Source organism: Stenotrophomonas sp. JAI102 (genome assembly GCF_013409105.1).
In the GTDB taxonomy this organism is placed as follows: domain Bacteria; phylum Pseudomonadota; class Gammaproteobacteria; order Xanthomonadales; family Xanthomonadaceae; genus Stenotrophomonas; species Stenotrophomonas maltophilia_AA.
In genome coordinates this window covers 174409-192517 of sequence record NZ_JACCCI010000004.1, presented here as the reverse complement: position 1 = coordinate 192517, position 18109 = coordinate 174409, and the positions used below count along the sequence as shown (strand labels likewise).

The window sequence follows — 18109 nt, the reverse complement described above, 5'->3', positions numbered from 1 at the left end:
ATCCGTCGCGGTTTTCCACACACACCGTGGAAAGCGATGGGGGTTTGCTGTGGACAACCCCGGGTGAGCGATGCACTGCAACGGTTTTCAGTGGTGGTCATGAATTGACCACGTCGCTTGAGGGCGGGTGCGTCGCGGTGCCGGCCAGCGGCCGGCACTCCCGCGCAGGGGTTTTCCACACGGTGCGTGGAGAGGCGTGGGGGTTTGCTGTGGACAAGTGAGGCGGAGACATACCAGGCAAGGGTTTCGATGCCTGGTCATTTTTTATCCATCCCACTCGGGTGCGGAATGTGCGCGGCACAAACGCAAACGCCCCGCGCGAGGCGGGGCGTTCGGGCATCAACGTGCGAGGAACTCAGACGTTGAAGCGGAAGTGCAGGATGTCGCCTTCCTGGACGCGGTATTCCTTGCCTTCCAGGCGCAGGCGCCCGGCTTCCTTGGCACCGGCTTCGCCCTTGTACTTGATGAAGTCGTCATACGCGATGGTTTCGGCGCGGATGAAGCCCTTCTCGAAGTCGGTGTGGATCACGGCGGCGGCCTGCGGGGCGGTGGCACCCTTGCGCACGGTCCACGCGCGGACTTCCTTCACGCCCGCGGTGAAGTAGGTCTGCAGGCCCAGCAGCTGGTACGCCGCGTAGATCACGCGGTTCAGGCCCGGCTCGGACAGGCCCAGGTCGGCCAGGAACGTATCGCGGTCTTCGTCGTCGAGCTGGGACAGCTCTTCTTCGATCGCAGCCGAGACCGGCACGACCTGCGCGCCCTCTTCTGCGGCACGGGCGCGCACGGCGTCCAGATGCGGATTGTTCTCGAAGCCGTCTTCCAGCACGTTGGCGATGTACATCACCGGCTTGAGGGTCAGCAGGAACAGCTCACGCACCAGCGCCTTCTCTTCCTCGTCCAGGCCGGCGGTACGACCGGCCTTGCCGTCGGCCAGCGCGGCCTGCAGCTTGGCCAGCACCGGCTTGCGGGCGGCCGCTTCCTTGTCGCCCCCCTTGGCGGCGCGCTCGGCGCGGTTCAGGGCCTTCTCGACGCTGTCCAGATCGGCCAGGGCCAGTTCGGTATCGATGGTGTCGATGTCCGAGAGCGGGTCCACCTTGTTGTTGACGTGGATGACGTCGGCATTCTCGAAGCAGCGCACCACGTGGGTGATCGCATCCACTTCGCGGATGTGGGCCAGGAACTTGTTGCCCAGGCCTTCACCACTGGCCGCGCCGGCGACGAGGCCGGCGATGTCCACGAACTCGACCGCGGTCGGGATGACCTTCTGCGGGTTGATGATCGCGGCCAGCTCGTTCAGACGCGGATCCGGCACCGGCACGATGCCGACGTTCGGTTCGATCGTGCAGAACGGGAAGTTGGCCGCCGCGATGCCCGCCTTGGTCAGCGCATTGAACAGGGTCGATTTGCCGACGTTGGGCAGACCGACGATGCCGCATTTGATACCCATCTTTGACAACCTCTGGGGTGAAAGTGATTGGGGAAACAGCGACGTTCGGCGCTGCTTTTCCAATCATTCTCCGTACCGACCAACGGTCGGTACCTACCGGTAACGTCAATTACCGGCCACGCTACTTCGGGGTGTGCAGCCGCTTCATCGCTTCGCTGAAATCGCCGCGCACTGCCAGCGGCAGGACGTCGATCGCATCGTTGACCGCATGCCCGATCAGCACATCATCGTCCTTGCTGGCACGCCCCAGGACCCACGGGACCACGCGGTCCTTGTGGCCGGGATGGCCGATGCCGATGCGCAGGCGGTGGAACCTGCCATGGCCGAGCAGGCGGATGGTGTCGCGCAGGCCATTCTGGCCGCCGTGGCCACCGTCGAACTTGAGCCGTGCCACGCCGGGCGGCAGGTCCAGCTCGTCGTGCGCCAGCAGGGTTTCTTCCGGTTCGATCTTCCAGAAGCGCTGCGCCGCGGTGACCGATTTGCCACTGAGGTTCATGAAGGTCGCGGGCTTGAGCAGCCATACCGGCTGGCCGGCGATGTCGACCTTGGCGGTCTCGCCGAACAACTTGCTGTCCACGCTCCAGCGCGCGCCGGCCTGTTCGACCAGGGCGTCAATGAAACGAAACCCGGCATTGTGCCGGGTCTGGGCGTGCTCGGGTCCGGGGTTGCCCAGACCAACGATCAATCGCAATCCTGTCATTACTCTTCTTTCGTCGGTACCAGCCCTGTGCCGGTACATACAGAAACGGCGCCTGCCCCGAAGGACAAGCGCCGCAATCACTTACTCTGCAGCCGGCGCTTCGTCGGCAGCTTCTTCCTTGCCGAGCTTGGCGGTGACGATCGCGTCGTCATGGTCCTTGCCCTGGGCCAGGGCCGGGATCTCGACGCCCTTCGGCAGCTTGATGTCCGACAGGTAGATCACGTCACCAGCCTTCAGGTCGGCCAGGTCGACGTCGATCGATTCCGGCAGGTCCTTCGGCAGGCAGGTGATGCTCACTTCCTTCAGTTCGTGGGTGACCACGACGTCGGCAGCCTTGCCGGCCGGCGAGGTGTCTTCGTTGATGAAGTGCAGCGGGACGTTGGCGGTCAGCGCTTCGTTCTCGTTCACGCGCAGGAAATCCAGGTGCAGGATCAGCTGCTTGAACGGGTGGCGCTGCATGTCACGCAGCAGCACCTTGGTGACCTTGCCGTCCAGGTTCAGGTCCAGGATGGACGAGTAGAACCACTCGTTCTGCTGGGCCAGCCAGATTTCGTTGTGGTTGAGCTGGATGACGCTCGGCTCGACGTCGCCGCCGTAGATGATCGCCGGGATCTGGCCAGCGCCACGCAGGCGGCGGCTCGCACCCTTGCCTTGCAGTTCGCGCTGGACGACCTTGATTTCATGATTCTTGGCCATGCTGGTTTACTACCTTCGTTGTTTGCCCCGCCGTGATGGCGAAGCGATGAGGGAACATCCGCGACCAGATGTCCCCGGGAAACCACCCGCCGTTGCCGGCGGGCGGAAAAATCAATCCACGTACAGCGAGCTGACCGACTCACCGAAGGCGATGCGGCGCATCGTCTCGGCCAGCATTTCCGCCACGCTGAGCTGGCGGATCTTGCTGCACACCCGCGCCTCTTCACGCAGCGGGATGGTGTCGGTCACCACCAGCTCATCGAGCTGGGAGTTGTTGATGTTGTCCACCGCCGGGCCCGAGAGCACGGCGTGGGTGCAGTACGCGGCGACCTTGAGGGCGCCACGCGCCTTCAGGGCTGCAGCGGCCGCACACAGGGTGCCGGCCGTATCGACGATGTCATCGACCATCACGCAGGTCTTGCCTTCGACGTCACCGATGATGTTCATCACGGTGGAGACGTTGGCGCGCGGGCGGCGCTTGTCGATGATCGCCAGATCGGCATCGTCCAGGCGCTTGGCGACGGCGCGCGCGCGCACCACACCACCCACGTCCGGGGACACCACGATCAGGTTCTCCGTGCCGTAGGCGCGCCAGATATCGGCGAGCAGCAGCGGCGAGGCGTACACATTGTCCACCGGCATGTCGAAGAAGCCCTGGATCTGATCGGCATGCAGATCCACCGTCAGTACCCGGTCAGCCCCGACAGCGCTGAACATCTTTGCAGCCACCTTGGCGGTGATCGGCACGCGCGAGGAGCGCATGCGGCGATCCTGGCGCGAGTAGCCGAAATACGGCACCACGGCGGTGACACTGTTGACCGAGGCGCGCTTGAGCGCATCGATCAGGACCAGCAGTTCCATCAGGTTCTCGGCGCTGGGCGCACAGGTCGGCTGGATGACGAAGACGTCCTGCTTGCGGACGTTTTCCTCGATCTCGACCTGCACCTCACCATCGGAGAAGCGCGACACCAATGCCTTGCCAGGCCGCACCCCCAGTTCCTTGCAGATGCTCTGCGCAAGGCGCTTGTTGGCGTTGCCGGAAAATACCAGCAGGTTGGGGTGTTCTTGCATCATGACGGTCTCGGGCGGGAGCGATTGGCGGAGAACTGGGCCGCCGGCACCCGGAGGCGTCTGCGGTGACAACACCGCGGCGTATGCACCGCGCCCGCGCAGACATGCGCATGGAGTCGCGGCAGATATCCGCTAGTGGCAGGGGCGGGAGGATTCGAACCTCCGAATGCCAGGATCAAAACCTGGTGCCTTGGGCCTCTTGGCGACGCCCCTGCATCAAAATCAGTAACGCTCGAGTACATCAAGCAGTGGCGAGCGCTCCACGCCCGCAGCCACCCATGCCCGCAGTTCTTTCGGCAATTGCGCCAGGCCCTGCTCTGCAGCAGCGCGCGTGGCGAACTCGACGAAACAACCGCTTCCCGACCCGGTGAGTCGTGCCCGGCCGATACTGCTCAACGCTGCGAGCGCTGCCTCTACGGCAGGTTCGCGGCGGCGCAGGACCGGCTCGAACGCATTCCCGAGCAAAGACCCGGAAGCGAAGTCCGCTATTTTCGCCACTGGGGCATCCCGCGTCAAATCCGGTGATGCGAAAAGTGCCGGGGTCGGCACGTGAACACCCGGATGGACCAGCACGAACCAGGCCGGCGGCAACGTCATCGGGGTGAGCCGTTCGCCCACGCCTTCGGCCCAGGCGTTGTGCCCGCGCACGAAGACCGGCACGTCCGCGCCCAGCTGCAGACCCAGCGCGGCAAGCGCATCCACGTCCAGGCCGGCGTTCCAGAGGCGGTTCAACGCAACCAGGACGGTAGCGGCGTCGGACGAGCCTCCGCCGAAGCCACCACCCGCCGGCACCACTTTTTCGATGCCGATGTCGGCACCTTGGGCGACATTCGCTGATTTTTTAAGCAGATGGGCGGCACGCACCGCCAGATCATCGGCTTCGGCCACCCCGGCGACCGAGATACCTTCACGCCGGATCCGGCCATCGTTCCGCACCCGCAGGTGGATGCGATCGCCCCAGTCGAGCAGCCGGAACACGGTCTGCAGCTGGTGATAGCCGTCCGGGCGCCGCCCGGTGATGTGCAGGAACAGGTTCAGCTTGGCCGGGGCCGGCCAGGTCGACCCGCCATCGACCGTATCCAGCATCTTCATGGGCCGGCCAGCACCCAGCTGTCGACCACCAGGCGCACCTTCGCGTCGCCATTGACCGCTTCGATCCGGCGCGGCAGCACCGGGCGACCGGCTTCGGCCGGGTACCAGTCGAGGTACTGGATCTCCCACCCCATCTGCTGCACACGACGCGGGCGCCCCTCGCCGTCGCGCTCGATCAGCTCTACCGGGGCCGCGTCGGCGACCAGGCCGCGCACCCAATCCGGCAGCTGGTTGACCGGGATATCCCAGCCGGTGGCTTCCAGCAGGACCTGCTGGGCATCTTCGCCCTCGCGCGTGCCGCCTTCCAGACCTTCCAGGCGGCCGCCCTCGTGATGGCTGTCGCCGGTCAGCTTCCAGCTCTGCCTTGTGACCGGCGCGCTGAGCTCGACCACATACCCGGCGGCCTGCTGCTGCCAGTCGATGCGGCCACTGCCCCCGTTGCGACCCTTGCTGATCGCCACCCGGCCCTGGAACGACCAGGCCGGCTGCGTGCGCACGGCGGCGACGCGTTCGGTCTCGGCCTGCTGTGCAGCGGCCGAGACAGTGCTGACCACGGTCGGAGCGGAGGGGGCCTTGCGCTCATCCAGCGACACGCAGGCGGAGAGCGACAACGCCACGGCCGCGGCGAACGCGGCCTTCAGGGACACCAGATTCATACGCCGTATTTCTCGATCACGCGCTGCAGGGCGCGGTTGTCCGGGTCGAGCTTGCGGGCCTCTTCAAAGAAGTGGCGCGCCTCGTCCTTCTTGTTCAATACCCACAGCACCTCGCCCACATGCGCGGCGATCTCGGGGTCCTTGGACAGGGTCCAGGCGCGGCGCAGCTGCACCAGCGCTTCTTCATTGCGGCCCAGGCGATACAGCACCCAGCCGTAGCTGTCGACGATGGCGGCGTTGTCCGGCTCGGCCACGCGCGCGCGGTCGATCAGCTCCAGTGCTTCCTGATAACGCTGCGTGCGGTCGGCCAGGGTGTAGCCGAGCGCGTTGAGCGCGGCGATGTTCTCCGGGTCGGTGACCAGCACCTTGCGCAGGTCGGCCTCGGCACGCGGGATGTCATCGCGGCGCTCCCAGGCCAGCGCGCGGGCATACAGCAGCGCGTTCTCGTCCGGATATGCGGCCAGGCCACGGGCCAGCGCATCCAGCTCGCCGGCATCGTCGTTGCCGCGCTGGCGCAGCTCGGCCTCCAGCAGATAGGCATCGCGGCGGGCATCGTCATCCACGGTCGCATCGGACTGGATCGCGTGCACCTCGGCCAGCGCCTTGTCGGTGCGGCCCAGTTCGTTCTGCGCATTGGCCGCGCGCAGGCGCGACTCATCGCGTTCCGGGCCACCGGGCACGCTGTGGTACCAGTTGACCGCCTCCTCGTAGCGCTTGAGGTACTCGGCGATCTTGCCCAGCAGCAGGCGCTGGGCCGGATCCGGCTTGGTCGCCTGCTTCGAGATAGCGGTATACAGCGCCAGCAGGCCCGGATCATCCTTCTGCTTGGCCAGCAGCGAGGCGCGCATGCCGTAGGTCTGCACATCCTGCGGGCCGACCGCCAGCACGCGCTCGGCCGCCGCAGGCTGCCCCATCAGGTCGTAGGAGATCGCCACCGCGTTGCGCAGCTCGGGATCCCGGGTGGTCTTGGGCTCCACGCCCTTCAACAGGGCCAGGGCCTCATCGGTCTTGCCGGCCTGGTTGAGCTGGCTGGCATGCAGCAGGGCCACGCGCGGCTCATCGGGGAAGCGCCTGACCACCTCATCGACCATGCGCCGGGCCAGCTCGGGCTGCTCCATGCGCATCGCCAGGCGGCCGAACTCCTGCCAGACCTCCAGGCGATCGGGGATCGCGTTGGCATCGACCAGCTCGCCGAGCACCTGGGCCGGCACCTTCGGATCGTTGCCGCCGCTGATCAGGGCACCGATCGCGAACTTCCACGCGGTCGGGTCGGGATCCTTGAGCAGGGCCTGCAGCTCGGTGCGGGCGGCTTTCACCTTGTGCTGGCGCATGTCCAGCGCGGCCGTGCTGCTGCGCATGGCCAGCGAGCGCGGTGCGCGCTGCTCCCACAGGGCCAGCGCGCGGGCGGCGCGCTTGTCGTCGTTGGCCAGCATGGCGATCCGGGCGGCGCGCTCGGCCAGCCCGGCATCGCCGTCGCTGGCCTCGGCCGCCTCCAGGTACCAGCGTGCGGCATCGCCCAGTTTGCCGGCCTGCAGGGCGAATTCGCCCGCCATGACCGGGGCCAGGGGGATCGCCTCGGCCGCGCTGTCCCTGGCCTTGGCCGGGGCTGCCGGAGGGGCGGCCAGGGCGTTGGCGGTGAACAAAGACAGCAGCAGAACGCTGGAGATGCGAATCAATGCGGGCATCGGGGGCATCTGAGCCTTAAAATGACGACTTGAATGGCCAGCAGCTTATCGCAAGCAACTGAACAATGACCCTGTGGGTGCTCGGACTGAATCACCAGACCGCGCCAGTGGAACTGCGCGAACGCGCCTCCTTTGGCGGCGACGCCCTGCCCCAGGCATTGGCGTCGCTGCGCGATACCCCGCAGGTGGCCGAGGCGGTCCTGCTCTCCACCTGCAACCGCACCGAGCTGTACGCGGTCGCCGAATCCGGTGACGCGCTGGCGCAGTGGCTGGAGTCGCATGCCGGCACGCTGCACGGCTACCTCTACCAGCACGCCGACGCCGATGCGGTCCGCCACCTGTTCCGGGTCGCCACCGGGCTGGACTCGATGGTGCTGGGCGAGCCGCAGATCCTCGGGCAGGTGAAGGATGCCTGGGCCCTGGCGCGCGATCACGGCCTGCTCGGCCAGCGCCTGGACCGGTTGTTCCAGCAGACTTTCTCGGTGGCCAAGCGCGCCCGCACCGATACCCGCGTGGGCGCCAACCCGGTTTCGGTGGCCTCCACCGCGGTGCGCCTGGCGCAGAACTCGTTCGCGCGGCTGGAAGATTCCACCGTGCTGCTGGTCGGCGCCGGCGAGACCATCGAGCTGGCCGCGCGCCACCTGAGCGAAGGGCGCGTGCGCCGGCTGCTGATCGCCAATCGCACCCTCACGCATGCGCAGGAGCTGGCCAGCCGTCATGGCGGTGTCGCCCTGCCGCTGAGCGAGCTGGACCGTCATCTGGGCGAGGCCGACGTGGTGTTCTCGGCCACGGCCGCGCGTGAGCCGGTGATCACCCGGGCGCAGGTGGCCGCCGCGCTGAAGACGCGCAAGCACAAGCCGATGCTGCTGTTCGATCTGGCCGTGCCGCGTGACATCGAGGCCGGCGTGGGCGAACTGGCCGACGCCTTCCTGTACACCGTCGACGATCTGGAGCGCGCGGTCGAAGACAACCGCCGCAGCCGTCGGGAAGCTGCAGCCGAGGCCGAGGCGATCATCGAACTGCAGGTCGCGCGCTTCGTTGAAACCCTGCAGGCCAGCGCTCACCAGGCCCCGCTGCGGCAGCTGCGCGCCTATGGCGAAGCGACCCGCGTGGAGATGCTCGAGAAAGCCCGCCAGCAGCTGGCCCACGGCAAATCGCCGGAGGAAGTGCTCGAGCTGCTCGCGCACGGCCTGACCAACCGCCTGCTGCACCCCCCGACCGCCGCCCTGCGCGCGGCCGCGCTCAGCGGCGATACTGAACTCACCCGCGCCGCCGAGCGCCTGTTCCCGGCCAAGCCGGGTTACCAGCACCCTGCCGTGCGTAACGATGTAGCGAGGAAAGATGACGCCGACCCTGCGCCGTAAGCTCGAAGCGCTGGCCGAGCGCCGCGAAGAACTCGAACGCCTGTTGTCCGACCCGGCCGTGGTCGGCGACAACGACCGTTTCCGCGCGCTCTCGCGGGAGTTCTCGCAGCTGGAGCCGGTCGCCACCGCGCTGGCCGACGAAGCCCGTGCCAAGGCCGATCTCGCCGCCGCCGAAGCGATGCGCGACGATCCGGACCTGCGCGAGCTGGCCGACGAGGAAATCACCGCCGCGCAGCAGCGCCTGCAGCAGCTGGATGAAGAACTGGCCCTGCTGCTGGTGCCGCGCGATCCGCGCGACGACGGCAACCTGTTCCTGGAAGTGCGCGCCGGCACCGGCGGCGACGAGGCGGCGATCTTCGCCGGCGACCTGTTCCGCATGTACGCGCGCTATGCCGAGCGGCAGGGCTGGAAGGTCGAAATCGAATCGGACAACCCGGGCGAACACGGCGGCTACAAGGAAGTCGTGGCGCGCGTGGTGGGCCGTGGCGCGTTCTCGCGGCTGAAGTTCGAATCGGGCACGCACCGCGTGCAGCGCGTGCCGGCGACCGAGTCGCAGGGGCGCATCCATACCTCGGCCGCGACCGTGGCGATCATCCCCGAGGCGGACGATGTCGAGGACGTGGTGATCAACCCGGCCGACCTGCGCGTGGACACCTACCGCTCCTCCGGCGCCGGTGGCCAGCACGTCAACAAGACCGAATCGGCGATCCGCATCACCCACCTGCCCAGCGGCGTGGTGGTGGAGTGCCAGACCGAACGCAGCCAGCACGCCAACCGCGACAAGGCGATGAAGCGCCTCAAGGCGCAGCTGCTGGATACCGAGCGCAGCAAGCAGGCCGCGGCCCAGGCCGAAAGCCGCCGCTTGCAGGTCGGCAGTGGCGACCGCAGCCAGCGCATCCGCACCTACAGCTTCCCGCAGGGGCGGATCACCGACCATCGCGTGGAAGGCCTGACCCTGTACGACCTGCCCAACATCCTGACCGGCGATCTGGATGCGCTGGTCAGCCGCCTGACCCACGAACACCAGGCCGACGAGCTGGCCCGGCTCGCGGAAGGCCACTGAGCATGGCGGCCGCCGAGCGGCAGCGATGAGTGCCGATCCGCAGCGCCTGCAGCTGCGCCAGGCCGTGCAGCGGCAACCGGCGGACTTCATCGCCTGGGTCATGCTGGCCGACGCGGAGCTGGAGGCCGGCGATGTGCGGGCGGGCGAACAGGCCGCTACGCGCGCCCTGCAACTGCGCGGCGACCATCCCGAAGCGCTGGCCCGGCTGGGTCGCGCACGCTGGATGCAGGGTCGCCACGGCGAGGCGGCCACGCTGCTGCGCCAGGCGGCGGATCGCGCCCCCCAACATCCCGGCATCACCCTGTGGCTCGGCCACGCACTGGAAGATGCCGGCCAGCCCGAAGCGGCCGCCGATGCCTATCGCCATGCGCATCGCCTGCTGCCGGGCGAGCCCTACATCACCGCGCAGCTGCTCAACTGGCAGCGCCGCCTGTGCGACTGGCGCGATCTGGAGCGGCTGTCGGCGCAGGTCCGCCAGGCCGTCGCGCAGGGCCAGGCGGTGGTCGAACCGTTCGCCTTCCTCAGCGAAGACAGCAGCGCCGCCGAGCAGCTCGCCTGCGCCCGCCAGCGCGCGGCCGCCCTGGCCGAGGGCATTGCGCGCCTGCCCCCGAGCACGGTGCGGCCGCAGGGCAGGTTGCGGGTCGGCTTTCTCTCCAACGGCTTCGGCGCCCATCCGACCGGCCTGCTGACCGTCGCGTTGTTCGAGCAGCTGCGTGCGCTCGGCACGCTGGAGCTGCATCTGTTCGCGCTCACCGGGGACGACGGCAGCCCCATCCGCCAGCGCCTGCAGCAGGCGGCCAACATGCTGCACGATGTCAGCACGCAGCCGCATCAGATCATCGCCCGGCGCATCCGCGAGTCCGGCATCGATGTGCTGTTCGATCTGCGCGGCTGGGGCGGCGGCGGCACCCCGCAGGTGCTGGCGATGCGCCCGGCCCCGGTGCAGATCAACTGGCTGGCTTACCCGGGTACCTCCGGCGCGCCGTGGATCGATCATGTACTGGCCGATGCCTTCGTGCTCCCCGAGGCGATGGCGCCGGCCTTCAGTGAGAACGTGCGGCGGCTGCCGCGCGCGTTCCAGCCGTCGGACAACACCCGGATGCTGGAGCCGGTGCCCGCGCGCGAGGATTGCGGCCTGCCCGCGCACGGCGTGGTGCTGTGCTGTTTCAACAACAGCTACAAGCTCAACCCGCGCAGCATGCAGCGGCTGTTCGCGGTGCTGCAGGGTGTGCCCGGCAGCGTGTTGTGGCTGCTGTCCGGCCCGGGCAACGCCGATGCGCGGCTGCGCAGCGCGGCCCGCCAGGCACAGCTGGATCCGGCGCGGCTGGTGTTCATGCCACGCCTGCCGCACCCGCAGTATCTGGCGCGTTACCAGCACGCCGACCTGTTCCTGGACACGCATCCCTACAACGCCCACACCACCGCCTCGGATGCGCTGTGGGCCGGCTGCCCGGTGCTGACCTGCCCCGGCGCGACGTTCGCCTCGCGCGTGGCCGGCAGCCTGAATCATCATCTGGGCATGCACGATTTCAACGTGGCCGACGACGCGGCGTTCGTGGCCACCGCCCTCCGGCTCGGCAACGACCCGGCTGCGCTGCAGGTCGCGCGCGCCACGCTGGCACAGCGCCGCGAGGACAGCGGCCTGTTCGACATGGCCGGCTTCGCACGCGACATCACCGAGGTGATCGAAACGCTTGCCCGTGAGCGTGGCTGGCAGGGCCCACACATCGCCTGAGCATCGGCTGCGCTAGGCTCGGGCTCCCCGTGGATCACCGAGGCACGCCGATGGGCAAGCTCAAGCGCAAGGAGTACCAGGCCCTGCTGGAACCGATGCAACTGGAACTGGCGGCGATGGCGCGCTGGGTGCAGCACACCGGGCAGCGCGTGCTGGTGCTGTTCGAAGGCCGCGACACGGCCGGCAAAGGCGGCGCGATCCAGGCCATCGCCGAGCACCTCAATCCGCGCCAGTGCAAGGTGGTCGCGCTGCCCAAACCGACCGACCGCGAAAGCACGCAATGGTATTTCCAGCGCTATGTCGCCCACCTGCCTGCGGCCGGCGAGATCGTGCTGATGGACCGCAGCTGGTACAACCGCGCCGGCGTCGAACGTGTCATGGGGTATTGCACCGAAGCGCAGTACCACAGCTTCCTGGCGCAGACGCCGGTGTTCGAGAAGCTGCTGGTCGACGATGGCATCGTGCTGTTCAAATACTGGCTGAGCGTGGACCAGGCGCAGCAGGAAAAGCGCTTCGCCGAGCGTCACCTCGATCCGCTGAAGGGCTGGAAGCTGTCGCCGGTGGATCTCAAATCACGCAGCAAGTACAGCGCCTATACCGAGAGCCGCGAAGCGATGCTGCGCGCGACCCACAACGACGCGGCGCCGTGGACCCTGGTGGACTTCAATGACCAGAAACGCGGGCGCCTGGGCCTGATCCGCAACCTGCTCGACCGCCTGCCCGATACCCGCGTGGACGAACCGGTGCTGGCGCTGCCACCGCTGAAGGGCAAGCTGTACAAGGAGCACTTCGGGGTCTTGAAGCCCATTGAACCCTTCGTTGTCGCGTAGATCCACGCCATGCGTGGATGCTTTCATGCATTTCGTATCGACGCGTGGCGTGGATCTACCGGGCACAGCGAGGCACAGGCATGCCGGGTATCCGCCGGCACGCCCGTGAGGCTCAGCCTTCCTTGATCCGCGCTTCGATGTCATGCGCGGTGACCGGGCCGAGGAATTCCTTGGCGACCTTGCCATCCGGCGCGATCAGGTAGGTCATCGGCAGGCCGCGCGGGATCGCGAAGTCTTCCGGCGGGTTGTAGGTATCCACGATCACGATCGGATAGGTGACCGGACGCTTCTGCAGGAAGGCCTTCATCTCGGCCGGCTCGATGTCCTCGAAGGCCAGCCCGACCACTTCGATCTCGCTGCGCATCGCGTGCAGCGCGGACAGCTCGGGCATTTCCTTGCGGCACGGCGCGCACCAGGTCGCCCAGAAGTTCACCACCACCCATTTGCCGCGGTGCGCGGCCAGGTCGTAATCGGTGCCATCCAGCGCCTTGGCCTTGAGCGTGGGCTGTTCAACGGTCTTGCGCTCGGTGGCCGGAACGGCCTCCGTCGACGGCGTGCCCGGTTCTTCGATCGGCGCCGGGGCGGCGGGCGCGGCGGCCTCGCTCTGGGCGGCGGGTTTGTTGCAGGCGGCCAGCGTCAGCAGGCCGAGGGCCAGCAGCAGGGGCTTGGCGGTCATGGCTTTTCTCCAGGGATCGTGTAGATATCGCTGACGCGGCGCTTGAGCAGTTCGCGCAGCGGCAGGCGCAGCGTGTCCAGCGCGGCCACCGAGGCCGTACCGAGACTGTCGTCGCGATACGGCAGGTAGGCTTCCTTGATCGGGATACGCATCTGCGTGGTCTCGTACAGGTCGGCCAGGGTGAGTTTGTCCAGGTCGCGTGCCAGCAGCCATTCACCCTGCTCGTCACGACGGACCACGCGGATCGCTTCAAGGTCGCAGAGCAGGGTCTGCAGCAGCGAGTCGGTCAGCATCGGTTCCAGCCTCAGGATCTCGTCGTCATCCAGGCTGCGGCCTTCGGCGCGTGCCTGGTGGAACCGGCCGATCAGGCGCAGCAGCCCGTAGAGTTCATAGCCTACCGGCAGGCGCAGGTCGGCCGGCTGATAGCGGAACGCGGCGATCGAAGAGGCCAGCGAGGCGCCGAGCAGCACCGACACCCAGCACAGGTAGATCCACAGCAGCAGGATCGGTACGAAGGCGACCGTGCCGTAGAGCTTCTGGTAGGACTGGAAGCTGCCCAGGTAGGCGCCCATGCCCCACTTCACCAGTTCGAGCATGAGCGCGGCCAGGATCGCACCGGGAATGGCATGCCGCCACTTGACCGTGTGGTGCGGCACCACGCGGTAGACCAGCATGATGCAGATGAACTCGATCAGGATCGGGGCGACCGTCAACGACACGTTGGCCAGCCAGCGGCCTTCGCTGGTCCCGAACAGGGGCAGCGCGAACACCCGCGCCGAGACCGCCAGCGAGGCCGCGGCCAGCATCGCGCCGAGGGTGAGCACGGTCCAGTAGACCAGGAAGCGGGTCAGCTTCGGCCGGGTGGAGCTCACCCGCCAGATCTGGTTGAAGGTTTCCTCCACGCTGTTGAGGGTGATCAGCAGCGACACCACCAGGGCGATGAAGCCTGCGGCAGTCAGCTGCCCGGCACTGGCCGAGAACTGCCGCAGGTAGCCTTCGGCGGCACGCGCCGCGTTGGGCACGAAGTTGGAGAACACGTAGTCGCTGAGGGTATCGCTCCAGCGGTCGAACACCGGGAACGCGGAGAGCACCCCGAACACGACGATGGCCAGCGGCACCAGCGCGAACACCGTGGTGTAGGCCAGCGAGGCGGCCGCCTGGAACAGGCGGTCATCGAGGAAGCGGCGCCACAGGAAGCGGCCGAAGCTGGTCGCGCGCGCGCGGTCCCGGACGCGTTCGATCCACAGGTTGATCGTATCGAGAGGTTCCATCGGCGCAAGGGTACCCGATGACGGGTGTGCGGCATGCACGGACCTCGCCCTCAGCGGGCTGCGTTGCCATACTGGCCGCATCGGACTCAACGAGATGGAAGCGAAATGGCGGAGATCCTGGTGCTGTACTACAGCCGTGGCGGTTCAGTGGCACGGCTTGCCCGCCAGATTGCCCGCGGCATCGGTGAGGTGCCGGGCATGAGCGCGCGCCTGCGCACGGTGCCGCCGGTGGCGGCGGTGACCCAGACGGCGCTGCCGCCGGTGCCCGAGGACGGCGCACCGTATGTGAGCGTGGCCGACCTGGCCGAGTGCACGGGGCTGCTGCTGGGCAGCCCGACCCGGTTCGGCAACATGGCCGCGCCGGTGAAGCATTTCCTGGACGGGCTGGGCGCGGAGTGGGTGAACGGCACGCTGGCCGGCAAGCCGGCGGGGGTATTCACCTCGACGGCGTCGCTGCACGGGGGCCAGGAATCGACCCTGCTCTCGATGCAGGTGCCGCTGCTGCACCACGGCTGCCTGATCGTGGGCATTCCCTTCACCGAGCCGGCGCTGAGCCACACCACCACCGGCGGCACGCCGTATGGCGCCAGCCATGTCGCCGGCGCGGACGACAACCCGGTGCCGAGCGAGGATGAAAGCATCCTGGCGCGGGCGCTGGGGCGGCGGGTGGCCGATATCGCACGGCGGCTGGCGTGAGCACGCGGGCGCAGGAAATCGTCCTTGCCCTGCTGCTGGTCGCGCTGGCGGTGCTGTTCGCGGTCTGGTTCGCGCAGGACAAGCATTGGCTGGCCACACAACTGGTGTTCACCCTGCCGCCGCTGCTGCTGGCGCTGGGGGTGCTGGTGCGGCGCGGCAAGGCGATGTTCTGGGCCGGCGTGCTGGCGCTGTTCTGGTTCAGCCACGGGGTGATGAGCGCCTGGAGCCATCCGGAAGTGGCGCTGTGGGCCTGGATCGAGCTCGGGCTTGCACTGGCCGTGATCGCGGTGGCGAGCACGCCCGGGCTGCGGCGTCGCTTCGGCCCGAAGAGCACGGCCGACTGAGCGTCCGGCGTCGCGGGCCTGCATCCGGCGGGCGGCAGCCGTATCATCTACGGGTCGGCGCGGCGGTTCCGTGCCCTTCTGTCTGGTACCCAGGATGCTTGCAATGGAAGAACTACTGATCATCACCACCGGTGGCACGATCGACAAGATCTACTTCGACGACAAGTCGGACTATCAGATCGGTGATCCGCAGATCGGGATGATCCTGCGCGAGCTGGGCGTGACCTTCCGTTTCAATGTGATTCCGATCCTGCGCAAGGATTCGCTGCACATCACCGACGATGACCGCGAGTTGATCCGCGCGACGATCGCGGCGCAGCCGACGCGGCATGTGCTGGTGACGCACGGGACCGACTCCATGGTCCAGACCGGCCAGGTGCTGAAGTCGATCACCGACAAGACGATCGTGATGACCGGTGCGCTGAGCCCGGCGCGCTTCCGTGGCTCGGATGCGGAGTTCAACATCGGGTGTGCGATCGGTGCGGTGCAGTCGTTGCCGAGCGGTGTGTACATTGCGATGAACGGCCGCATCTGGAATCCGGAGCAGGTGCGCAAGAACGTGGCCGCCAACCGGTTCGAAGCGGCGTAATCCCTGGCGCCGCGTGTTGATCGAACGAACGCCCCGGCATGCCGGGGCGTTCTGCGTTGGTGCGATGGGAACGCGATCAGTACTGCGCGGTGAGGGTGACCCCGGAGAAGGTCGAGTAGGCCTTCACCCGCACATGCCAGGTGCCGGCCGCTGGGGCGCTGATCGTGCAGGTTTCGTTGTTGCCGCTGAGGTACGGGCGGCAGGCATAGACGGTATCCGTCGGGGCGCTGCCGGAGCGGACGTAGAGATCGGCATCGCCGCTGCCGCCGGCGATGGTGACCTTCAGCTGGCTGCTGCCCGACGGCACGGCCACGGTGTAGGCCAGCGAGGCACCGCTGGCGGCGCCGAGGCCGGTGACCGGGACGTTGTTCTGCAGCACGGTGCCGGTACCCGGTCCCGGGCCGGTGCCGTTGAGCGCTGCCGTCACCGCCGCATCGGCGTCGACGATGCCTGCGCCGCAGCCACCCGAGCAGGCGCCCGGCAGAGGTCGCGCAGTGCTCTTGAGCAGGCTCTCGATGAAGGCCGGGCTCAGCGCGGTGGGGGCGACGGACTGGACCAGGGCCACGACGCCGGCGACATGCGGGGCCGCCATCGACGTGCCGTTGTAGGACGCGTACGAGGCGCTGCCCGGGACCGTGGTGCCGCTGTTGAGGGTGGAGAGAATCGCCTGCCCCGGCGCCGAGATGTCGATGCCGGTGCCGTAGTTGGAGAAGCTGGCACGGGCGCCGGCCGACGTGGTCGCGGCGACGGCGATGACGTTGGCGCAGTTGGCCGGCACCGAGGACGAGACGTTGGTGTTGCTGTTGCCCGCGGCGACCACCACGGTAGTGCCGCGCGAGACAGCGCCATTGATCGCGGTCTGGTAGGTGGTGGAGCAGCTGCCACCACCGCCGAGCGACATGTTGATCACTTCGGCGGGATTGGCGTTGGCCGGGACGCCGCTGACGGTGCCGCCGGAGGCCCAGACGATCGCGTCGGCAATGTCGGAGGTGTAGCCGCCGCACTTGCCGAGCACGCGCACCGGGACGACCTTGGCATTGAAGGCCGTGCCGGCCACACCGGTGCTGTTGTTGGTCACCGCCGCGACGGTGCCGGCCACGTGGGTGCCGTGCCAGCTCGAGTTGGAGGCCGGAATGCCGGAGCCGCATTCGTTGGCGGCGTACCAGTCGCCTTGGTCATTGGGGTTGTTGTCGCGGCCACCGCCATCGCGCGCCATCGCCGCGTCGCTGATGAAGTCATAGCCGGGCAGGATGTTGGCGTTGAGGTCGGGATGGTTGGTGATGCCGGTATCGATCACCGCGACCACCACGCCGGTGCCGGTGGCCTTGTCCCATGCCGGGCGCACGTTGATCGAGGCATTGCTGGTGCCGAAGCCCCACTGCTCGGAGAAACGCGTGTCGTTGGGCACCAGGGTGGCCTGCATCAGCTGGTCGACTTCGACGTATTCCACGCTCGGGTCGGCGGCCAGGCGACGCATCAGCAGCTCGGCTTCGGCACGGTCCAGCGGCCGGTCGGCCTTGACCACGGTCGGGCCGATCGCCAGCTGACGCAGCTTCTGCAGCCCCAGCGCACGGCCCTGTGCGGCCGGCACTGCCGCGGCGGCGGCCTTGAGCGAGCTGGCCAGCGCGGTCGGGGTGGCGACCTCGGTGCTGCCGTCCTTGTACTTCACGATGAAGCGCTGATGGGTCGGCGCCGAGGACAGGCCGCTCAACTGCACATCGCCGGCGAACGCCGGGGTGGCCAGCAGCAGGGTCGACAGAACGGACGCGCCCAGTACAACCAATGCACGGTGACGCAAACGGTGTTGCGAGACATGAGACATCGGATTTCCCTTTCAGACAGTGAATGCCGTCGTCGCGGCTGAGAATCCAGGTCCGATCCGGGGGCTGCTGAAATCGATGGCGCGGATCGGCCGGGTGAGTGGATCGGTTCCCCTGAATCAAACCGCCCAACCCGACGCTAGTGGCTGGCTGGCCGATCAACAACGTTTCAGCTGCACTTCAGTCACATGAAATGTCGGATCTGAGACTTTCCGGGTCGAGGGTTTGTGAAAGTGAAGGAACTCACGGCCTTTCGGGTGGTCCGATTGCGCCACGGATTGTCTGAAATGGCTGTCGCGCGCGACAAAATCGGGACACCCCTTGCGCATCAATGACTTACGCCACTGCCACCGCAGGACAGTAGTGCCGGCCGC

At 67.7% G+C, this 18109-nt stretch carries 17 protein-coding genes and 1 tRNA gene; 7 read left to right on the top strand and 11 right to left on the bottom strand.

Annotated features, from left to right (window positions below):
• Positions 1 to 355 precede the first annotated feature (355 nt).
• From ychF to HDC96_RS15865, 8 genes are all read right to left on the bottom strand, one after another.
• Positions 356 to 1447, bottom strand: coding sequence for a redox-regulated ATPase YchF (gene ychF, locus HDC96_RS15900; protein ID WP_179460845.1), 1092 nt, complete (start codon positions 1445 to 1447; stop codon positions 356 to 358).
• Between the two features lie 121 nt (positions 1448 to 1568).
• Complete coding sequence (gene pth / locus HDC96_RS15895; protein ID WP_179460844.1) at positions 1569 to 2147, bottom strand: aminoacyl-tRNA hydrolase; 579 nt, start codon at positions 2145 to 2147, stop codon at positions 1569 to 1571.
• Positions 2148 to 2228: 81 nt separating this feature from the next.
• Entirely contained in the window at positions 2229 to 2843 is a 615-nt protein-coding gene (locus tag HDC96_RS15890) for a 50S ribosomal protein L25/general stress protein Ctc (protein ID WP_102789571.1), read from the bottom strand.
• Positions 2844 to 2954: 111 nt separating this feature from the next.
• A complete protein-coding gene (locus tag HDC96_RS15885) occupies positions 2955 to 3914 on the bottom strand; it encodes a ribose-phosphate diphosphokinase (protein WP_026070235.1) in 960 nt (319 codons plus the stop codon).
• Between the two features lie 136 nt (positions 3915 to 4050).
• Positions 4051 to 4127, bottom strand: a tRNA-Gln gene (locus tag HDC96_RS15880).
• A 9-nt stretch (positions 4128 to 4136) separates the two neighbouring features.
• Positions 4137 to 5000, bottom strand: a complete 864-nt coding sequence (gene ispE, locus HDC96_RS15875; RefSeq protein ID WP_179461001.1) for a 4-(cytidine 5'-diphospho)-2-C-methyl-D-erythritol kinase — start codon at positions 4998 to 5000, stop codon at positions 4137 to 4139.
• 2 nt (positions 5001 to 5002) lie between these two features.
• The gene (lolB, locus tag HDC96_RS15870) at positions 5003 to 5662 is read right to left on the bottom strand and encodes a lipoprotein insertase outer membrane protein LolB (RefSeq protein ID WP_179460843.1); all 660 of its coding nucleotides are present in this window, start codon (positions 5660 to 5662) and stop codon (positions 5003 to 5005) included.
• On the bottom strand, positions 5659 to 7347 hold the full coding sequence (locus HDC96_RS15865; protein WP_179460842.1) for a tetratricopeptide repeat protein: 1689 nt from the start codon (positions 7345 to 7347) through the stop codon (positions 5659 to 5661). Before HDC96_RS15865 ends, lolB begins: the two co-directional genes overlap by 4 nt.
• A gap of 65 nt (positions 7348 to 7412) precedes the next feature.
• Between HDC96_RS15865 and hemA the strand changes: the two genes are divergently transcribed.
• The 4 genes from hemA to ppk2 are packed head-to-tail and all read left to right on the top strand — an operon-like array spanning position 7413 to position 12339.
• Positions 7413 to 8711 (top strand): glutamyl-tRNA reductase, encoded by a 1299-nt coding sequence (gene hemA / locus HDC96_RS15860; protein WP_179460841.1) that lies wholly within the window; start codon positions 7413 to 7415, stop codon positions 8709 to 8711.
• Positions 8689 to 9774: a peptide chain release factor 1 gene (gene prfA / locus HDC96_RS15855; protein ID WP_179460840.1), complete on the top strand. Its 1086-nt coding sequence runs from the start codon at positions 8689 to 8691 to the stop codon at positions 9772 to 9774. The genes hemA and prfA overlap by 23 nt, the downstream gene beginning before the upstream one ends.
• Positions 9775 to 9799: 25 nt before the next feature.
• Positions 9800 to 11509 (top strand): tetratricopeptide repeat protein, encoded by a 1710-nt coding sequence (locus HDC96_RS15850; protein ID WP_179460839.1) that lies wholly within the window; start codon positions 9800 to 9802, stop codon positions 11507 to 11509.
• A gap of 50 nt (positions 11510 to 11559) precedes the next feature.
• On the top strand, positions 11560 to 12339 hold the full coding sequence (gene ppk2 / locus HDC96_RS15845) for a polyphosphate kinase 2 (RefSeq protein WP_179460838.1): 780 nt from the start codon (positions 11560 to 11562) through the stop codon (positions 12337 to 12339).
• A 112-nt stretch (positions 12340 to 12451) separates the two neighbouring features.
• On the opposite strand, the gene HDC96_RS15840 is transcribed toward ppk2, so the two are convergent.
• On the bottom strand, positions 12452 to 13015 hold the full coding sequence (locus HDC96_RS15840) for a TlpA disulfide reductase family protein (protein ID WP_179460837.1): 564 nt from the start codon (positions 13013 to 13015) through the stop codon (positions 12452 to 12454).
• A complete protein-coding gene (locus tag HDC96_RS15835; RefSeq protein ID WP_179460836.1) occupies positions 13012 to 14286 on the bottom strand; it encodes a YihY family inner membrane protein in 1275 nt (424 codons plus the stop codon). The genes HDC96_RS15840 and HDC96_RS15835 overlap by 4 nt, the downstream gene beginning before the upstream one ends.
• Before the next feature lie 105 nt (positions 14287 to 14391).
• Between HDC96_RS15835 and wrbA the strand changes: the two genes are divergently transcribed.
• The 3 genes from wrbA to HDC96_RS15820 all read left to right on the top strand — a co-directional run bounded on the left by wrbA (position 14392) and on the right by HDC96_RS15820 (position 15915).
• Positions 14392 to 14982: an NAD(P)H:quinone oxidoreductase gene (wrbA, locus tag HDC96_RS15830; protein WP_019186096.1), complete on the top strand. Its 591-nt coding sequence runs from the start codon at positions 14392 to 14394 to the stop codon at positions 14980 to 14982.
• Positions 14979 to 15326, top strand: a complete 348-nt coding sequence (locus tag HDC96_RS15825) for a DUF2069 domain-containing protein (RefSeq protein WP_179460835.1) — start codon at positions 14979 to 14981, stop codon at positions 15324 to 15326. Before wrbA ends, HDC96_RS15825 begins: the two co-directional genes overlap by 4 nt.
• A 103-nt stretch (positions 15327 to 15429) precedes the next feature.
• A complete protein-coding gene (locus HDC96_RS15820; RefSeq protein WP_121044584.1) occupies positions 15430 to 15915 on the top strand; it encodes an asparaginase domain-containing protein in 486 nt (161 codons plus the stop codon).
• Between the two features lie 76 nt (positions 15916 to 15991).
• Here HDC96_RS15820 and HDC96_RS15815 read toward each other — a convergent pair whose 3' ends face one another.
• Positions 15992 to 17737 carry a S8 family peptidase gene (locus tag HDC96_RS15815; RefSeq protein ID WP_179460834.1) on the bottom strand — a complete coding sequence of 582 codons (1746 nt, stop codon included), beginning with the start codon at positions 17735 to 17737 and terminating at the stop codon, positions 15992 to 15994.
• Between the last annotated feature and the right edge of the window lie 372 nt (positions 17738 to 18109).